16 protein-coding genes are annotated in these 17,428 nt (G+C 64.4%); 2 read left to right on the top strand and 14 right to left on the bottom strand.

The window, feature by feature from the left end:
• The 14 genes from L4X63_RS14970 to L4X63_RS14905 all read right to left on the bottom strand — a co-directional run bounded on the left by L4X63_RS14970 (position 1) and on the right by L4X63_RS14905 (position 15,076).
• Positions 1 to 2,052, bottom strand: a complete 2,052-nt coding sequence (locus L4X63_RS14970; protein WP_250679452.1) for a chemotaxis protein CheW — start codon at positions 2,050 to 2,052, stop codon at positions 1 to 3.
• Positions 2,049 to 2,375, bottom strand: a complete 327-nt coding sequence (locus L4X63_RS14965; protein ID WP_250679451.1) for an STAS domain-containing protein — start codon at positions 2,373 to 2,375, stop codon at positions 2,049 to 2,051. Before L4X63_RS14965 ends, L4X63_RS14970 begins: the two co-directional genes overlap by 4 nt.
• Before the next feature lie 248 nt (positions 2,376 to 2,623).
• Complete coding sequence (locus L4X63_RS14960; protein WP_250679450.1) at positions 2,624 to 3,391, bottom strand: dolichyl-phosphate beta-glucosyltransferase; 768 nt, start codon at positions 3,389 to 3,391, stop codon at positions 2,624 to 2,626.
• A 27-nt stretch (positions 3,392 to 3,418) separates the two neighbouring features.
• On the bottom strand, positions 3,419 to 4,903 hold the full coding sequence (locus L4X63_RS23690; RefSeq protein ID WP_284694644.1) for a hypothetical protein: 1,485 nt from the start codon (positions 4,901 to 4,903) through the stop codon (positions 3,419 to 3,421).
• A gap of 14 nt (positions 4,904 to 4,917) precedes the next feature.
• Complete coding sequence (locus L4X63_RS14950) at positions 4,918 to 6,489, bottom strand: hypothetical protein (protein ID WP_250679449.1); 1,572 nt, start codon at positions 6,487 to 6,489, stop codon at positions 4,918 to 4,920.
• 76 nt (positions 6,490 to 6,565) lie between these two features.
• Positions 6,566 to 6,907, bottom strand: coding sequence for a DUF192 domain-containing protein (locus tag L4X63_RS14945; RefSeq protein WP_250679448.1), 342 nt, complete (start codon positions 6,905 to 6,907; stop codon positions 6,566 to 6,568).
• Positions 6,908 to 7,525, bottom strand: coding sequence for an outer membrane beta-barrel protein (locus L4X63_RS14940; protein WP_250679447.1), 618 nt, complete (start codon positions 7,523 to 7,525; stop codon positions 6,908 to 6,910).
• Between the two features lie 263 nt (positions 7,526 to 7,788).
• On the bottom strand, positions 7,789 to 8,691 hold the full coding sequence (locus L4X63_RS14935) for a type II secretion system F family protein (RefSeq protein ID WP_250679446.1): 903 nt from the start codon (positions 8,689 to 8,691) through the stop codon (positions 7,789 to 7,791).
• Positions 8,692 to 8,701: 10 nt separating this feature from the next.
• Positions 8,702 to 9,664, bottom strand: a complete 963-nt coding sequence (locus tag L4X63_RS23925; RefSeq protein ID WP_250679445.1) for a type II secretion system F family protein — start codon at positions 9,662 to 9,664, stop codon at positions 8,702 to 8,704.
• Between the two features lie 9 nt (positions 9,665 to 9,673).
• On the bottom strand, positions 9,674 to 10,987 hold the full coding sequence (locus L4X63_RS14925) for a TadA family conjugal transfer-associated ATPase (RefSeq protein ID WP_250679444.1): 1,314 nt from the start codon (positions 10,985 to 10,987) through the stop codon (positions 9,674 to 9,676).
• Between the two features lie 74 nt (positions 10,988 to 11,061).
• A complete protein-coding gene (locus L4X63_RS14920; RefSeq protein WP_250679443.1) occupies positions 11,062 to 12,186 on the bottom strand; it encodes a CpaE/TadZ family protein in 1,125 nt (374 codons plus the stop codon).
• Between the two features lie 124 nt (positions 12,187 to 12,310).
• Complete coding sequence (locus L4X63_RS14915) at positions 12,311 to 13,675, bottom strand: type II and III secretion system protein family protein (RefSeq protein WP_250679442.1); 1,365 nt, start codon at positions 13,673 to 13,675, stop codon at positions 12,311 to 12,313.
• Positions 13,676 to 13,708: 33 nt separating this feature from the next.
• Positions 13,709 to 14,584 (bottom strand): Flp pilus assembly protein CpaB, encoded by an 876-nt coding sequence (gene cpaB / locus L4X63_RS14910; protein WP_250679441.1) that lies wholly within the window; start codon positions 14,582 to 14,584, stop codon positions 13,709 to 13,711.
• Between the two features lie 315 nt (positions 14,585 to 14,899).
• Positions 14,900 to 15,076, bottom strand: a complete 177-nt coding sequence (locus tag L4X63_RS14905; RefSeq protein ID WP_250679440.1) for a Flp family type IVb pilin — start codon at positions 15,074 to 15,076, stop codon at positions 14,900 to 14,902.
• 631 nt (positions 15,077 to 15,707) lie between these two features.
• On the opposite strand from L4X63_RS14905, the gene L4X63_RS14900 reads away from it, so the two are divergent.
• Positions 15,708 to 16,955: a DUF8689 domain-containing protein gene (locus L4X63_RS14900; protein ID WP_250679439.1), complete on the top strand. Its 1,248-nt coding sequence runs from the start codon at positions 15,708 to 15,710 to the stop codon at positions 16,953 to 16,955.
• 25 nt (positions 16,956 to 16,980) lie between these two features.
• A complete protein-coding gene (locus L4X63_RS14895) occupies positions 16,981 to 17,403 on the top strand; it encodes a TadE family protein (RefSeq protein WP_250679438.1) in 423 nt (140 codons plus the stop codon).
• Positions 17,404 to 17,428: the final 25 nt, after the last annotated feature.

The following is a 17,428-nucleotide window of genomic DNA, read 5'->3' as shown; positions in this document are numbered from 1 at the left end:
TCAAGCGGCCTGGGCCGCTTCCGCAATCGAACGTCTTTGCATGAGGACCAGTTCGCTTAAGTCCAGGATGAGCGCCACCTTGCCGTCGCCGAGGATGGTCGCCCCCGCGCTCCCCTCGACGTGGCGGAAGTTGGCCTCCACGCTCTTGACCACCACCTGCAGTTCGTCCACCAGGGCGTCCACCAAAAGCGCCACCCGTTCGGTCTCCACCGCCACCAGCATGAGGATCCCCCGCTCGGGGCGCTCGACGGCGCCGTCGATGGCGAAGAGCTGGTGGAGCCTCAGGATGGGGAGGTAGTCCCCCCTGACCCGCACCACCTCGCGCCCGTTGACCATCTTCAGCTGGTCGGGGGATGGCTGCAGCGACTCGATCATGACGCTGACCGGGACGATGAAACGCTCCTCCCCCACCGAGACCGAGAGCCCGTCCACGATGGCCAGGGTGAGCGGGAGGCTGATGGTGACGCTGGTCCCCTTTCCCGGCTCCGAGGAGAGCTGGATCCTTCCCCCCAGCGCCAGGACGTTCCGCTGCACCACGTCCATCCCGACGCCGCGGCCGGAGAGGTCGGTCACTTGGGCGGCGGTGGAGAAGCCGGGGAGGAAGATGAGCTGGCAGACCTCCTCGTCGGTCAGCGTCTCGCTCACCGGGATGCCGCTTTGGGCTGCCTTGGCCAGGATCCTCTCCCGGTCGAGCCCCCGTCCGTCCTCGGAGACTTGGATGAGGATCCTCCCTCCCACCTGGGAGGCGGCCAGGGTCAGGGTCCCGGTGGCCGGCTTGCCGGCCGCGGCCCGCTCCTCGGGACTCTCCATCCCGTGGTCGAGGGCGTTTCTCACCAGATGCGAGAGGGGATCGGCGATCTTCTCGATGAGGCCGCGGTCGAGCTCGGTCCCTTCCCCCACCAGCTTCAGCTCCACGTTCTTGCCGAGCTTGGCGGCGATCTCGCGCACCATGCGCGGGAAGCGGTTGAAGACGGTGCTGATCGGGACGAGCCGCATGGAGATCACGCTCCCCTGCAGGTCGCGGGCGTTGCGCTCGAGCTGCAAGACGCAGGCGAGGAGCCGCTCGTGGAGCACCGGGTCGAGGGTGGCCGACATCTGGGAGAGCATGGACTGGGTGATGAGGAGCTCCCCCACCTGGTTGATCAACTGGTCGACCTTCCCGGTCTTCACCCGGATGGAGTTGTCCGGCTCGGCCGCGGGGCGTGCCCCCGGGCCGTCGCCCCGCTCCCGCGCTGCCGTGGTGACTGGAGGTGGCGCGGCTAAGGCCGCCGCGATTGCGGGGGAGGGGGAGACTTCTTCTCCCGCCAGCCGGATCACCTCCAGTTCGTGCTCCTCGGCGGCGAACATGAAGACATCGTGGATGGCGTCCTCACCGGCCGGGGTGGTCAGGGTGAAGTGCCAGCGGGTCAGGCAGCGTTCCGGGTCGAGACCGTCGAAGGGGGGAATCCCGGTGAGCTCGGCGCGGCAGCGGAAGCTTCCCGGCTCGGCCAGTTCGCTCAGTTCCTCGATCAGCCCCTCGATACGGACTCCGCGGGCGAAGAGGTCTGCCGGGGGAGAGAAGATCACCCGGTAGGGGATGGGTTGGAGGGAGGGAGGAGGCGCCGGCGCCGTTACTCCCGCTGCCGGGAGCTCACGCGGGGAGGATTCCCGTAAGAGCGCCTGTTCGAGCTTGGCGGTCACCGCCTCCACCGCCTGCCGGTCCACCGCCTTCCCATCCCGGTGCCCGGCGAGCTGCATGGAGATGGCGTCCCCCGCCTCCAGGAAGAGGTCGACCATGCTGGTGCGGTAGGGGATCTCCCGGTTGCGGAGCAGGTCGAGCAGCGACTCCAGCGCGTGGGTCACCACCGTCATGTCGTCGAAACCGAAGATGCCGGCTCCCCCCTTGATGGAGTGGGCGGCACGGAAGACGGCATCCCACTGGTCGCGGTCGGGCTCCCGGTCCCCGAGGGAGACGAGGATCCGCTCCATCTCGGCCAGGTGCTCGGCGCACTCCTCGAAGAAGGCCTGGTTGAACCTGCTGAGATCGTTACTGTCTGGCTCTTTGGCGCTCATGGCTCCCCACCTTCCCCGCCGGTTTCCCCGTCAAGATAGCCGAGCAGTGCCAGCCGCTCCCTGACCGTGGGAGGGACCGCCGAAAGGCGCGGCGTCATCCCCCGCAGGCGTACCTGCTCCTGCAGCAGGGCCAGCAGCTGGCCGCCGCAGGCGTCGATCTCCCGGACCTTGGCGAGGTCGATCTCCACGCAAGCGGGAGGCGGTGCCGCTTTCAGGAGCGCCGACCACCCCCCTGCCACCTGCTGGAGCAGGTCCGGGGCCTGTTCGATGCGCCACTCTCCCTCGAGGTGGAGGGTGAAGAGGTGCTCCTTTTCAGGTGACATCGGGATCCTTTCCGCCGGTCATCTATGCCGGCTGTTACACGACGGTAACGAAACGGTAACTGTATACATGGGGATTTTTCGGCAGGGGAGGGCGGAACTTTAATGATTGATCGGTAGGAGAATCTCTTAGTTTTGCGGCTGGAAGGAGGGGGGACCGGTAGAGCGAAGAGGGGCGCGGCTTGAGCGGCGCCCCTTTATTTTTTAAAGGCTGGGAAAATCGCGGCACGCTTTCCGGGGGGAGACCCCGGTCAGCCTTCGGGATCGAGGGTTTCCACGGCGGCTATGGCGGCCTTTCTCTTGGGTGAGGCAAGGAAAAATCGTATGCGCGCGAGGTCGGCAAGCATCTGCAGGGAGTCGCGCAGCGGACGAACCCGGGAGGCGGGGGAGTTGGTCCAGCTGACCGGGACCTCGCAGACCTTGAAACCGTGGCGGCCGGCCAGGGCGAGGATCTCCACGTCGTAGGCGAAGCGGTCGATGCGGGCCCTGGCGAAGAGCTCGGCCGCCGCCAGGGCGCTGAAGAGCTTGAAGCCGCACTGGGTGTCGCGGAACTCCTGGATGACCAGCGATCTCACCACCCGGCCGAGGAGCCGGCTCATCAGGCGGCGCCAGGGGGGCTGGGCCTTCAGGATGCGGCTTTCGGGGAGGGCGCGGGAGCCGATGGCGATGTCGCTTCCGGTCCTGGCCATCTCGTTGCGGAGGATGTCGAGCTCCTCGATGGGGGTCGAGAGGTCGGCGTCGGTCACCAGCACCTCCCCGCCGCGGGCCGACAGGACCCCGGTCCGCAGCGCGTACCCTTTGCCCCGGTTGGTGGGGGAGCCGATCAGCCTGAGACCCGGCACGCTCCGCGCCATCTCCCGCACGCACTGCGCGGTGGCGTCGGTACTGCCGTCGTCGACCACCACGATCTCGGCAGACCCCCCGCGCCGCTCCAGGTAGCCCGCGATGATCCGCAGTGTTTGCGGCAGACGCTCTTGCTCGTTAAAAGCGGCGATGACGATGCTTGTTTCCGGAAGCATGAGACCCCCCTTCGCGCCGGCGGCGCTTCAGTCGTTGTACTCCTTCCAGTAGAGCCCGGTGCGGGCGTTGAATTTGGTGACGCTGTCGGCATCCTCCAGGGTCCCGGTGAAGGCGGCGTCGTCCTCCCAGAGGATCCCCTCTGGCATCAGGACCCGGACCAGAACGGTTTTCCCTTTGACTCTCCGGCTCCCGAGCTGGACGACCCTGGTCCCGTTCTCCCGCTGGTAGATCCTGACGGTGAAGTTCCCCCCCTCCTCGAGGTACCCGGAGGGCTCGGCGGTGAAGAGGTAGATCCCTTCGCCGCTTTTTTCGACCACGACCTCCCTGGTCTCTTCGCCGGTGACCGCCTCGACGACGGCGACTTTCTGGAGCCTGCGGGACTCGGCCTTCCCCGGGGGCCTTGTGCGGCGGGAGAGGGAATACTCCCGGAAGGCGACGGTCACCTTCAGCCCGGCTCCTCCCCGGACCACCAGTTTGAGGTCGCCGCGGAGCGGGGTGGGGGCCATCCCCGGGGGGCGGGTGGTTCCCGGGAGCCGGGGGGGCGCCTCCGCCGCCGGGAGGGCCGGATCCTCGCGGACGGATCGGCTGCTCCCCTCTTCCCGGCGGCCGGCGGGAGCTTCCCGTACCGGCCGGCCGGACGGCTCCCTCGAAACGGAGGCGTGCCGGGGAGCGCTCTTTGCTGGCGGCGCGGTCTTTGGTTGCGCCCCGGCCCCCTTCGGGAGGGGAGCGGCGGGCTTACGGCCGGCCGCCGCGACCGGTGGTGAGGCAATCCGGAGGACGGGGGCTGATGCCGGACGCGAGGGCTCCGCCGCCGCCCGTTGCGAGGCCGGCGCCACCGTTGCCGGTCGCGGGACCGCCGCCGCTGAAGGTCGCGGGGCCACCGCTGCTGCAGATCCCGGCACCACTCCCACTGCCGGATGCGATGCTGCCGGAGCCGCGGCGGGAAAGGCTCCCTTGGAGGATCCTGCCGCTGCGGTGGCGGCCGCCAAAGGCTGGGGGAGGATCTCCCCCGTCCCCCTCCGGCTTTCCATCCCGCCCCCCAGCCCGGCGGCATCCATTCCCCCATCGAGCGCCGTTCTCGCCGGACCCGCCCCGGGGTAGGCCGCCGCAAGAGGCCCGGGAACCGGAACCGGCGGCGCAGGCGGCCGGGCCGCTGCCGCCGCGGGGAGCGGGACTGGGGGGGAGAGAGGGGGCGCGGTGGCGGTCTCCGGAGCGGGGGGCGGGAGGATGGTCTCCTCCTCGCCGCTTTCCCCCTCCTCGCTCTGATCCTCTTGGCCGCCGATGGCCGCAGCCGCAATGGTGGCCGGTGAAGGCGCGCCCCGTTCCCCACGCAGGGAGGGTGCGGCCGGAGCGAACCAGTAGAGCTCGAAGGGGTGGTCGTGGCCGAGCAGGAGGTTGAAGGTGGTGCTGCTGGTAAGGAGCAGGATGAGGAGCCCGTGCAGCGCCAGCGAGGCGCCGACCGCCCCGGCCTTGTCGGAATCGCTCTCCCCGCGCGACCAGATACGTTGCATGGCTCTCCTCCGGGTCAGGCGGGATCCCGCGGGGGGGCCGGGTCACGCCACAGGGTAACCCCGGGGTGGCGGTCGATCAGCCCCAGGTAAAGCGGCGTCCTTCTCACGAAGACCGAGGCGACCCGGTCGGAGTGGATGAGGGCCCACTCCCGGCGCAGGGCGAGGAAGCGGGAGAACTCGGAATTGGTGTCGTAGACCACCCACCCGATCCGGTGCTTGGTCAGGACCTCCTCCCACCCCGGCTCAAACTTGGTCACCCGGTAGTACTCCTTCATCAGGGCGGATCCGTACATGTCGCTTCTCCCGTCGAAGAAGACCCGGTAGCGCGGGAAGGTGCGGTAGATCAGGTAATCGCCGATCTCGTCGTTGTTGAACATGTTGCCGGGGACGTTCTCCCGCATCAGGAACTCTGCCGTCTCGACCGCCTTGACCTTCGGATCGAAGCGGTGCTCGACCTTACCGGAGACGACGGCGGCGATGACCGCGGTCAGGGCGAGCGCACTCCAAATCCCCCGGCGCCCCCTTGCATCGAGGGCGGCGAGCCTGCGGGATCGCTCGGCAAAAAAGAGCGTCACCGGCGAGCGGGGAAGCTTGATCCCCTGCAATTGCCGGGAGAGCACCGGCGGTACCACCAGGGCAAACAGCGAGATGTAGCGGGCCGAGTACAGCGACATGTTGGTAAAGGCGGCCAAAAGCAAAAGGTCGGTGGCCGGGAGCCTCTTCCGGGACAGGGCTAAAAGCACCACGACCAGGAGGAGGAAGAGCCGGAACGCGGTCATGAAGTGGAAGTTCGGGGATAAGAACTCGGAGACGTGGTCCATGATGTAGGTGTCGCCGACCAGCTTGAAGGGGAACAGGAGGATCCGATAGCCGGCCGGGTTGACGAGGGAGGCACCGAGACAGAAAAGCCCCACGACGCCCACCCGGCGGCAGTTGCGCCCCCCCTCCTCGCGCCGGCCGGCCGCTTGGGTGGCGGTGCTGGCGGCGCATCCGGCAAGGTAGACTGCGATCAGGATGAACCCTCCAAGGTAGCCGCCATGCAGGTTGACCCACAGGAGCATGAGCGGGGGGAGCAGGTAGAGGCGGTCGAACTTTCCGCGCCGCCACGACTCCAGCAGGTAGTGGAAGAGGAGTATGAAGACGAAAGAGAAGACGTGGGGGCGGGAAAGCCAGTGGACTTCGAAGGTGCTCAGGGCGCCGAGGGTAAGAGCCCCAGCGGTTGCGGTTTGGGCGCCGTAGCTTTTCAGCACCGCGTACAGAAGCGCCGGACAGGCGGAGATGACGATGGCGAAAAAGGCGTCTACCGCGGCGAGCCCCCCGGCGCCGTGAAGAAGGGCCATTATCACCTCCGAGAGCCACTCGTGGGCGGTCCAGGGGAGGGGAGGGGTGTGCAGGGAGAAAATGTCGAAACGGGGTACCGAGTAAGTCCGGAGGATATACTCTCCGGCCCGGATGTGGTAGCCGGTGTCGCCGTCGGCCAAGAGCCGGGCCTTCCCCGCGAAGAAGACGATGGGGAGCGTCACCGCGAAGAGCAGTTCGCCGATGGGGGGGAGCAGGGGCACAGGGAGGGAGGTCTTGGTTTCCATATCACACCGCATGGCATCGGCCGGAGCCGGCAAGTTTAAGCCTGCATGTCCAAACGTAGACGGGATGGCGGACGCGTCACCCGATCAGGACCAAATCGCCGGCCGCGGTACCGGAGGCCGATACGGTGCCGGCGGGAAGCTCCATCACCCGGCGGCAGCCAAGATGCATGCCGGTCACCCGGTACGGCTGGAGATATTCTCTGATCTGGATCACGCGGTCGTCATTGTCCAGGAAGATGACATCGATGGGGAATCTCATGAAGAAGGTATGCACCCCCTTGCAGGGGGAGATGAGCAGCCCCTCCCCGTGGGGGAGGTGGCTTTTGCCGAGGAGCCCGCGGGCCCTGGCGAGGAGGGTGCAGGCGACGCGCAGATCGGCCGCCAGTGCCGCGCCGGAACTGCCGTTGACGGCCCTCATCTAGCGGAACGCATCCTTGGGGAGGATCAGCCGGAAACCGACGGTAGCGATGAAGCTCGTCGGGTCGTAACTGCCGCTTTTGGCCCCTGCGGTTTTCACGTCCCCGTCGACCGCGAACAGGAACCTGCCCTCGGCGGTGAAGGCGATGCTGTCGGTGATGAAGATGTCGATGCCGGCGTTGACGTGACCTCCCTCGGTCCAGTCGAGGTCGTAGCTGGTGCCAGTCACCGCCTGCCGGAGGTCCCCCTTGATGAAATCGGCCCCGAGACCGAAGAAGGGGACCAGGCGCCGATCCGGAAGCAGACGGTATTGCACGCCGATCGCTACGTCGGTGAGCGCCGCCTCGTAGGCCTTGCTCCCGCCGATTTCGACATCGAACCCCGGCGCCCGGGTAACATCGACTTCGGCGGCGACCCCCCTGCCGATCCCGAAGATCAGCCCCCCACCGGCCGCGAGACCGGTCCTCGCCATGGTGGTCGAGCTGATGAAGTCGTCTTGCACCGGAACCAGCGCCCCGGCCTTGGCGGTGACTCCGAGCCTGCCGTCGAGCGAGGCGGCCGCCGCGCTGGAAGCCATCGCTGCCAGGATGAGTAAAACGATGATGGTGACTTTTCGCATGATGGTCTCCTGCAGCCGCACTCTCGAACTAGTCCCTGCCATCATGGCTGCACGAACTTGAGGCCGAACGCGGTGGCGGTGGTGTGGGCGAATCCCTTGCCGGCATCAACCCGACGCCGGCAAGGGCGGCAGGTTATTTGCTCTTCCCCTCTCGCACGTAGCTCAGTGCCAGTTGCACCGAAATGATCAGCAGGATGAAAGTGTTGAGGTCGTAATTCATGGGATCACCTCCTTGTGTTGGGTGTCGACCGCCCCTTGCGGGGTTACCTGAAGATCTTCTGGACCTGGATGATCGCCGGCCCGAGGATGACCACCAAAAGGGCCGGGAATATGAAGAGGATGAGCGGGAAGATCATCTTGATGGTGGTCTTGGCCGCAGCCTCTTCGGCGATCTGCCGCCGCTTTGTTCTCAGGCTGTCGGCGTGGGTACGCAGGGCCTGGCTCAGGCTGGTCCCGAAGCGCTCGGTCTGGGTCAGGGTGGATGCAAAGGATTTCACGTCCTCCACCTGGGTCCGCTCGGCCATGTGCCTGAGCGCTTCGATGCGCGGTTTTCCCGCCCGGGTCTCCATGGTGGCGAGCCGTATCTCGCGGGCCAGGGCATTGTTGTCGAACTGCGGGGTCCCGGTCGCCCGCATCAGCGCGGCGTCCATGCTGAGGCCGGCCTCCACGCAGACAGTGACCAGGTCCAGGATGTCGGGAAGGGTGTGGAAGATCTCGACCTGACGCTTGTTCTTCTTCATGTAGAGCCAGTAGGTCGGGAGCAGGTATCCGGCGGCCAGCCCCCCGGCGGTGGCCAGGATCGCCTCGCCGGTTAAGCCGATTCCTCGGGGGATGGCGTAGGCCAGGTACCCCACGGGGAGCACGCAGGCCAGCAGGATCTTGCTCCCCAAAAGGAGCGCTACCGACTCCTTCCGGTAGCCGGCCGCCACCAAGAGGGCTGCGTACTTGGAGTGATCCTTCTCGGGAAGCTTCACCTTCTCGCCGATCTTGCTCAACTTGTAGGCCCAGGTGCCGGACTCCTTCTGCTCGGGCTTTTCCCGCTTCTCCGGGACAAGCCCCTTGAGCCGCTCGATCAGCAGGCTCCTTCGCAGCAGCAACTGGTAGGCCGCCGCCCAAACGAGGAGAATCACCGCCGAAAATACCAGCAACGTGATGAAATACACCATGGCCTTTCCCCTAGATCTGGATCCGGATGATCCTTCTGATCACCATCAGGCCGAACAGCTGCAGCACCGCCGCGAAGACCACGATGTAGATCCCCGTCGGTTCCCTGAAGAGGGCCCTCTCGTAATCGGGATAGACGAAACTTATGATGAGGAAGGAGACGACCGGGAGCGCCCCGAGCACGTATCCCGACATCCTCCCCTGGGCGGTGAAGACCCGTACCTGTCTCCTGATTCTCAGCCGCTCCCGGATGGTAAGGGCGAGCTTGTCAAGCACCTCGGAAAGGTTGCCGCCGATCTCGGTGTTGATGGCGACCACGGTGGTGAAGAACCTGAGGTCGAGGCTGTCGATCCGGCCGTTGAGTTCGGCCAGGGCGTCGGCGAGCCTAAGCCCCAGTTGCTGCTGATCGTAGGCGAGCTTGAAGAGGTCCCCCGCCGGAGAGGCGACCTCCTGGCCGACCAGCTGAATGGCGGTGGTGAAGGAGTGCCCGGCGCGCAGGGAGCGGGCGATCATGGTCAAGGCGTCCGGAAACTGCTCGGTGAACTTCTCCTGGCGGATCTGGGCCCGTATCTTGAGGAAGAGGTCTCCCCCCAGTACCGTCGCCACCGCCGCCGCCAGGCTCAGGAGGAGGGATTTCACCAGCACCAGGACCAGCAGCAGGACGACAAGGGCCGCGGCGAAGATGCCGGCGACGAAGACCGAGACCGTGATCGGGAGCCCGGCACGGTCGAGCTTGACGGGCAGATTGCGGGTGAGCCAGAAACGGGCCAAGAAGAGGTCGGCAGGCCTTGCCTCCTTGGCAACCTCAGCCTTGAGATCCTCCGGCACCGCCTTGGGGGAGACGCGGGAGAGCTGCTGGAGACGTCTTTTGAGCTCTGCCCTCGGCGAGGAGCTTCGCTGCGACCAGGCGAGCCAGACGGCCACGAAGACGCAGAAAGCGGTGAGGAAGATGAGTACCGCGACGTGGAGAAGCACGGCCGCCTCCTAGTTGTCGAAGATACCCGGGGGAAGCTGGTAGCCGAATACCTTGAAGCGCTGCACGAAATGGGGACGGACCCCGGTTGCCTTGAACTCCCCGATCACCTTGCCGTCCTTGTCGATCCCTTTCTGGTCGAAGACCATGACGTCGTGCATGACGATGGTGCTCCCCTCCATGCCGGTGATCTCCGAGATCTTCACTATCTTCCTGGTCCCGTCGGAAAACCGCACGAGCTGCACCACCAGGTTGAGCGCCGAGGCGATCTGCTCCTTGATGGCCTTCTCCGGGAGGTCGAGGCCGGCCATGAGCACCATGGTCTCCAGCCTGGAGAGCGCATCGCGGGTAGTATTTGCATGCACGGTGGAGAGCGACCCGTCGTGGCCGGTGTTCATGGCCTGGAGAAGATCGAGCGCCTCGCCGCCGCGCACCTCTCCGATGACGATCCGGTCTGGCCGCATCCTGAGGGCGTTTTTGAGGAGGTCGCGCTGGGTCACCTCCCCCCTCCCCTCGATGTTGGGGGGGCGGGTCTCCAGGCGGACGACGTGTTCCTGCTTCAGGTGGAGTTCGGCCGAGTCTTCGATGGTAACCACCCTTTCGCTGTGCGGAATGGAGCCCGAGAGGGCGTTTAATAGGGTGGTCTTACCGGTCCCGGTCCCCCCCGAGACCAGGATGTTGAGCCTCGTCTTGACCGCTCCCTCCAAGAGCTCGGCCATCCGCTGGTCGAGCGCCCCCACCCTGATCAGGTCGGGCATGCCGAGCGGGTCGCGGCCGAAGCGCCGGATGGAGAGGACCGGCCCGTCCAGGGCCAGCGGAGGGATGATCACGTTGACGCGGGAGCCGTCCGGGAGCCGGGCGTCCACGTAGGGAGATGACTCGTCGATCCGGCGTCCCACCTTGGAGACGATCCGCTCGATGATCTGCATGAGGTGGCTGTTGTCCCGGAAGCAGACGTCGGTCTTTTGCAGCTTCCCTCCCTTCTCGATATAGACCTTGGAGCAGTTGTTCACCAGGATGTCGGAGATCTGGTAATCGGCCAGGAGCGGTTCCAGAGGGCCAAGCCCGAAGGTCTCGTGCTGGATCTCCACGATGAGCCGGTCCCTCTCCATCTGGTTGAGGGGGATCCCCTCCCCGATGATCAGGTTCTCGATGATGCTCCCGATCTCCTTGAGGACTTCGCTCCCTCCCATGAGGTCCATCTTGCTGAGGTCGATGCGGTCGATCAGGCGGCGATGGATCCGGATCTTCATGTCCTGGAAGTACTCTGCTTCCGTGCTGGTAGCCTGCACGCTCGGTATCTTGAAGGGGTCGTTGGTCAGCATCGCTTTCTCCTTTGCCGGTTTTCTCTTCCGCCCGCCCCGCGGCCTCCTGCAATGAGGGGGAGTCCCCGTCACGGCTACTCCTTGATCCGGTTGGCGAGCCCCTGGATTGCCTTGCTGACCGGCGAGCGGGGGGCCAGCTTGACCACCGGGATCCCCTTGTTGATCGAGTTGACCACGTCCAGGTACTCGTTGGGGATCGACTGGTAGACGTTCCGGCCGAGCACCTTTTCGGCGTCTTTAAGCTGGATGTCGGATTTCGGCTGGTAGCGGTTGATGACCAGCTTGACGAGATCGGGGCTGAACCCTTTGCGCTCCATGGCGGAAAGGTAGCGCTTGGTATTCTTGAGGGCTGGCAGGCTCAAGGTGGTGGTGAAGAGGATCCGGTGGGCGCTCGAGAAGATCGCCAGGTTGCAGCCGGCCAGCTGGCCGACGCAGTCGACCACCACGTAGCTGAAGATGCCGCGCAAAAGCTCCAGCACCCGCTGTACCTGCTCCGGGGTGATGGAGGCCGCCTCGTCCACCTCGACCGGCTCGGTGAGCACGAAGGGGCCGGAGACGTGGCGGGTCATCACGCTCATCAGGAAGTTCGCGTCCAGCCGCTGGACGTTGGTGGTGACCGAACTCAGCGTGTAGGTCGGGTTGACGTTGAGGAAGGTGTTGACGTCGCCGGCTTCCAGGTTCAGATCGACCAGTGCTACCTTGGTCCCCTCCTCGGCCAGCGCCGCCGCCAGGTTGACCGCCACCGTGGTGGTTCCCATGCCTCCTATCGGGTTGTAGACCGCGATGATCTCCCCCGCCGCCATCTCCTCTCCGGGAGTAGGGAGGAGGAACCGTCCGACCTTCTGGAGGGACTGCTTCAGCTCCTCCTGCCCGATCGGCCGCAGCAGGTACTCCACCGCACCCGCCCTCATGATGGAGAGGAACCACTCCACGTTCTTCTCCGACGAGCAGGCGATCACCGAGACCCGCGGGTACTTGAGGGTGATGAACTGGACGTCCTTGATACCCTGCTCGATACTGTCCACCCCCAGGATTACCACGTTAGGCGAGGCCTTTTGAATGGTGAGCGCTCCGTCGGCGAAGTTGTCCACCGAACCGGCGAGGGTCACCGTTTCGGAGTAGGGCCTCAGGGTGCTGGCGATGGACTCCCTCGACTGCTCGTCCTTGTCGATGATCACGATGGAGAATTGCGAAGCCATGGCAGCCAAGCCTCCTTAATCGGCACTTCCCGCTGGAAGGGGGTGGCTCCGGATGTGCCTGGCCCCCTCGTTCCGCCTCCGTTTTCCCCCTCGCGGCAGAGGTGGTCGGTGGCTAGGGCCGGGATCAGCTCCCGGCCGGCATCCAGTTCAGTTCCTTGACGTCTTCGGGGTCCGGCTCCCGGTCGGTGGGGAGTTCCGGCTCCGCGTCCGGCGGATTGGGATCGACCAGCTTGGGAGTGATAAAGAACACCAGCTCTTTCTCCCTGCGCTCGCTGTCGGTGGAGCGGAACAGGGCCCCGAGGATGGGGATGTCCCCCAGGATCGGGATCTTCGACATGGTCTTGATCTGCTCCTCCTGGAGCAGCCCCGCCAGCACCAGGCTCTCGCCATCCTTAAGCTGTACGCTGGTCCTGACGTCGCGGGTATCGATGATGGGGTAGCCGTTAACCGACAGGGTCCCGGAGATGCTGCTCACCTCGGCCGGGTCGATCTTCAGGTTGATGGCGCCGTTTTCCAGTACCTCGGGTTTGAACCTCAGTTTGACCCCCACGGTCTCGAAGACAATGGAGGAGGTCGCGGCTCCGCCGGTACTGACCAGCACGTTGTAGGGGATCTTGCTCCCGGCCAGGAAGTCCCCCTCCTGCCCGCTCTTCACCATGAGGTTCGGCTCGGCCAGGATCTTCGCGAGCCCCTTGGTCGATAGCGCCTGCAGAACCGCGCCCACTCCGCCGGGGAAGTAGGAGACACCTACCTGGAAGACGCTCAGCGGATCGAACCCCCCGAGGCCGGACGGGCCAATCGCATTGATGCCGCTGGCCGAGGTCTCCGTGGATGAGGAGCGGGAATTGGTGGTGGTGGCGCTGGTGGGGGCCCCGATGAGGTTAAGGAACCCTTCGCCGTGGTTCCCTTTGACCAAAACGCTCAGCCCCAGTTTCCTCAGGGAGGTCTTGTCTACCTGGGCCACCTTCACCTGGAGGAGCACCTGGGGCGGAGTGTCGAGGGCGATCTGGTTGATGACTTTGCCGCTGTAGATTTTCGCCACCTCTTCGGCCCTCTTGGCGGTCAGCTCATTGGCGACCGTGCCGGAAAGGATCAAGGTGTCCTTGGCATACCGGGCAATGATGTCGTCTTCGGGGGCGATTTCGTCGATCCGCGACTGGATCGTCTCGTCGTCGCCCACGACGTTGACCGTGTAAAAGACCGGTTCGCTGCCGGTGTCTTCCCAGACCAGGAGGTTGGTGGACCCGATTTTCTTGCCGTTTATCTGCAGGTAGTTGGGCTGGAAGGACTTGGGAACGTCGATGACGTCCGGATCGCTGATGGTCACGTACTTGTACTTCGCCTTCCTGTCGGCCGGGCGGAGGATGGCGGTTTTCCCCTGCTTCACCGTGATGACGACGCCGGCCTCGGCAGGGAAGGGGGCGAGACCGGCAAGGAGCCAGGCGGCGAAGACCAGTACCAGCAACAATCTGCAGCGGATGAGATTCATGGTCTACCTCGATTCATGAAGGTCTGGGTGTGCTCATTCCGTGTAGTGCCATGACGTCTTTTCGGTCCCCTTGACCACCTCCAGCGTGTAGCCGGGGGAGGTGCTCTTCACTACCCTCACCTGCTTGCCCGGCTTGGCCCCCGGCTTGGACGCTGTGGCGGGGGGGGACGCAACCAGCGCGCGCTCCGCTCCTCCCAGTACCTTGGCGATGGTCGCACCCTTGGAATCCACCGTTCCGCTGTCGGCGATGTTTCGCAGCAGCAGTTGCAACGATCCCTTGCTCGCGGAGAGCACCAGTTTTTCCGCATCCGCCGGGATCAGATCCATGGTAACCGTCGGTACCACCACGGGTTTCCCCTCCCTCTGATCGGTGATCTGCCCCGTGGCGAGGATGGGGACGTTCTCCAGGATGATCTTGCTGACGCTTTCCTTGTCGTTGTCGGGGAGGGGGGCGGTCACCACGATGTCCACCCGGTCGTTGGGGGTGAGGAACCCGGCGACACCCGCGACCTCGTTGACCGCCACGGTCACCGCCCGGTGTCCGGGAGGTACCACATAGGTCATGAAGCCGCTTCCTTGTGCCCCGGCCTTGGGCTTTAGCTTCTGTTCGGTGACGGCGTCTCCCCCGGCGATAGGGCGGATGGCTACCCGTCCGACCAGGGGCTCCGGAGTCTGGGCGCTCCCCGGAGGAATGCTGTCCTTGGGCCAGGAGGTCACCTTGAGCTGTGCCTGTTTAAGAGGTGTCCCGATCGGGATGTCGCTCTTTGCCACCACGATCTTCTGGGGCTGTACCGCCTTCACGCTGCTCACCTCCTGCTGCAGGTAGTTGTAGGTGAGCCAGGCTGCGGCCCCCGCGAAGACGACCGCTGAAGCGGAGACGATTATCACGACGGAGTTCGGGCGTGTCATCGGTCACTCCTTTTGCCGGCTTTCCGCCGCTGGCCCGCTGCAACGGTTGGATAGCGGGCGGCAACTGGTGCGCTGGTATGGGCAATCCGGGATGTTCCCGGACGGTATTTTCCAGGTGAGGGTTCCGCTGGTACCACGTGTTCTTTCTCGAGGGACCTGGCGCGGCTGCCGGAGGGATGCTCCCGGCGCCGGCCGATCCAGACCAGGGGAGTTGCAGCGTTCCGGCAGAGATGAATGGTGGCCCGTTCGGCATCGAAAGCAGATGGCCCTCTGCAGGGGAGCCTGCTCCTCCTGCAGAGGTGGTCTCTGCCTACGTCATTTCAGGTTGTTGTTGATGGTGCTGAAGGTGGCGTTGGCTTGGGTGCCGATCCCCCTGACGGCGGCGATTACCACCACCGCTATCAGCACGAGTATCAGTGCGTATTCCACCAGGCCTTGTCCTTTCTCGTTGCGTAGTGCCTTCTGATACGCGTTTCTCAGGTGAGCTAACATAGAGTTTCTCCTTTTTTTGATTGATGGAAGTGGTGGCGACACCACTCGTGACAACAGCTCATTGGCCCATGTTGTTGGTGGTATTGAAGGTGCTCAATGCCTAGCTGGCGGTCCCGGTGACGGCGGCAATTGTCACCACCGCTGCCAGCACGAGTATCAGTGCGTGTTCGACCAGTCCCTCCCCTGGGGCTTTGAGTAGCGTCCAAGACATAGCTCGCCCTGCGATCGCGGATTTTCTCGAGGCAGCTCCCTTGCCAACTGGATCGGGATTGTTAGCTCACCCATGGACGTTTCCCACCATGACAGCAGGCGTGCAACCGATGTCTCATGCCTCCCCGGTTCGGCACAGTACTGGGTAGGGGGCTGTCGGATGGCCTCGGTGCTGCTGCAAGTCCAGGCGGTGTCCGTGAAAGTTTATGTAATTAGAAAAGATTAATGCAAATAGTACGGCGCCCTCGCAAATCTGCAAGCGGAAATTTTTTTCGCCTCCGCATTCAAATCGCCGATAAATAAGTATAATTTTGAATTAAAATGTGCCAATTTTATGAGTTCGCTAATCGGAACGGGACGGAATGACGAGGTTTTTCCCTCTCGCAGCGGACATACCTGGCCATCGAAAGGAGGAAAGGCTATGCGGACGTTTTCTCCCCCCCGGGGACCGACCACCCTTGCAGAGGCAGGGCTCGAGCGTTCCTTCGCCGAGGAACTGGTCCTTAAGCACCTCTTCTTTCTCGGCGAGTTCAAGATGACCGACGTTGCCGAGCGGGTGAAACTGCCGGTATCTCTGGTTGAGCTGATGCTGGAAGATCTCCACAAGGAGAAGCTGCTTGAGATCCGGGGGGCGGCAAGTTACACGAAGACCTCTTACCTCTTTCGGCTGACCGAGGCGGGACGCAGGAAGGGGCAGGATCTGCTCGATCTCTGCCGTTACACCGGCCCGGCACCGGTTTCCATCAAGGAGTACCGCCGCGTGGTGCAGGATCAAACCGTGAAGGGGGCCCTTGGCGGGGAAGATACCCTGAAGAGCGCGCTGTCCCACCTGGTCCTCAACGACAGCGTGCTGAGGCGTCTGGGACCCGCCATCATCTCCGGGCAGGCGGTCTTCATCTACGGTCCGTCGGGCAACGGGAAGACCTCGATCGCCGAAGCCATCGGCCGGGCGCTCCCTGAGGAGGTATATATCCCGTACGCCGTTCAGGTGGGGGGGCAGGTGATAAGCGTCTTCGACCCCGCCTGCCACGAGGTGGTGGCGCCGGGCGAGGGGGGCGTCACGGATAGCCGGTGGGTTCTCATCAAGAGGCCGGTCATCAACGTCGGCGGCGAGCTGACTCTGAGGATGCTGGAACTGAGCTTCGACCCGGCCTCCAAGTACTACGAGGGATCTCTGCAGATGAAGGCCAACAATGGCGTCTTCATCCTCGACGACTTCGGACGTCAGCAGATCGATCCCCTCAGCATCCTCAACCGCTGGCTGGTCCCCCTGGAGCGTCAGGTCGACCACATCACTCTGCAGACCGGCATGAAGGTGCTCATCCCGTTCGACGTACTGGTGATCATCTCGACGGACCTGGAGCCGAAGGATCTTGTTCACGAGGCCTTCCTGAGGAGGCTTCACTACAAGATCCGGATCGATCGCCCAACCGAGGACGAGTACCTGGCGATCTTCAAGGCGGCCTGCCAGAAGCATGGGATCGAGTTCAGGGAGGAGGTTTACCGCTACCTGAACGAACATTGGTACAGCAACCAGAAGGTCGAACGAAGTGCCTGCCATCCCCGCGATCTCATAAGTCTCATCCTCACCGATTCATCCTTCTATGACCGGCCGCCGCAGCTAACCCTGGAAAGCGTCACCGAGGCCTGCCGTGATTACTTCGCTTAAGGTCTTGACGATGGAAGGTACCGCCATGAGACAGGAAAAGGGGCAGGTTCTGGTAGAAACGGCATTGATCCTCCCGGTACTGGTCGTGATCCTGCTCGGGATTTACGACGTCTCGTACACTCTTTACGCGTTGAACACCCTCAACCATGCTGCCCAAGCCGCGGCACGGCAGGCGGCGGTACAGTCTCCGCCACCGGTTCCGGCGGCCGCCGCCTCCGTCACCGCCGGGGGGGGCATCGCCGGAGCCGCCAGCCGCAATCTCTTTAACGGCATCGATCAAAGCAACGTCCGCTACGAGTTGAAGGTGTTCGACCAAAACGGGAATGCCGCGGCCCAGGCCCAGTCCGGCTACACCGTGCAGGTGGTGCTCACCTACAAAAACTTCAAGACGTTCACTGGCCTGATTGGTGACAGCATATCCAGTCAGTCGTCGATGAGGTACGAGTGAAGGATCGCGCAGGGAGGGGGGACAC

Origin of the sequence: Geomonas sp. Red32 (assembly GCF_023652955.1) — a bacterium.
In the GTDB taxonomy this organism is placed as follows: Bacteria; Desulfobacterota; Desulfuromonadia; order Geobacterales; family Geobacteraceae; genus Geomonas.
Note: the sequence above shows the minus strand (reverse complement) of the source record. Positions and strands in the feature narration are given on the sequence as shown.

Coding starts and splice junctions, on each gene's coding strand:
- L4X63_RS14920 (WP_250679443.1), bottom strand. CDS start 12,186: ATGGCTTCGCAATTCTCCATCGTGATCATCGACAAGGACGAGCAGTCG.
- L4X63_RS14945 (WP_250679448.1), bottom strand. CDS start 6,907: ATGAGGGCCGTCAACGGCAGTTCCGGCGCGGCACTGGCGGCCGATCTG.
- L4X63_RS14900 (WP_250679439.1), top strand. CDS start 15,708: ATGCGGACGTTTTCTCCCCCCCGGGGACCGACCACCCTTGCAGAGGCA.
- L4X63_RS14925 (WP_250679444.1), bottom strand. CDS start 10,987: ATGCTGACCAACGACCCCTTCAAGATACCGAGCGTGCAGGCTACCAGC.
- L4X63_RS14965 (WP_250679451.1), bottom strand. CDS start 2,375: ATGTCACCTGAAAAGGAGCACCTCTTCACCCTCCACCTCGAGGGAGAG.
- L4X63_RS14970 (WP_250679452.1), bottom strand. CDS start 2,052: ATGAGCGCCAAAGAGCCAGACAGTAACGATCTCAGCAGGTTCAACCAG.
- L4X63_RS14960 (WP_250679450.1), bottom strand. CDS start 3,391: ATGCTTCCGGAAACAAGCATCGTCATCGCCGCTTTTAACGAGCAAGAG.
- L4X63_RS23690 (WP_284694644.1), bottom strand. CDS start 4,903: ATGCAACGTATCTGGTCGCGCGGGGAGAGCGATTCCGACAAGGCCGGG.
- L4X63_RS14915 (WP_250679442.1), bottom strand. CDS start 13,675: ATGAATCTCATCCGCTGCAGATTGTTGCTGGTACTGGTCTTCGCCGCC.
- L4X63_RS14895 (WP_250679438.1), top strand. CDS start 16,981: ATGAGACAGGAAAAGGGGCAGGTTCTGGTAGAAACGGCATTGATCCTC.
- L4X63_RS14940 (WP_250679447.1), bottom strand. CDS start 7,525: ATGCGAAAAGTCACCATCATCGTTTTACTCATCCTGGCAGCGATGGCT.
- L4X63_RS14950 (WP_250679449.1), bottom strand. CDS start 6,489: ATGGAAACCAAGACCTCCCTCCCTGTGCCCCTGCTCCCCCCCATCGGC.
- L4X63_RS14935 (WP_250679446.1), bottom strand. CDS start 8,691: ATGGTGTATTTCATCACGTTGCTGGTATTTTCGGCGGTGATTCTCCTC.
- L4X63_RS14905 (WP_250679440.1), bottom strand. CDS start 15,076: ATGTTAGCTCACCTGAGAAACGCGTATCAGAAGGCACTACGCAACGAG.
- cpaB (WP_250679441.1), bottom strand. CDS start 14,584: ATGACACGCCCGAACTCCGTCGTGATAATCGTCTCCGCTTCAGCGGTC.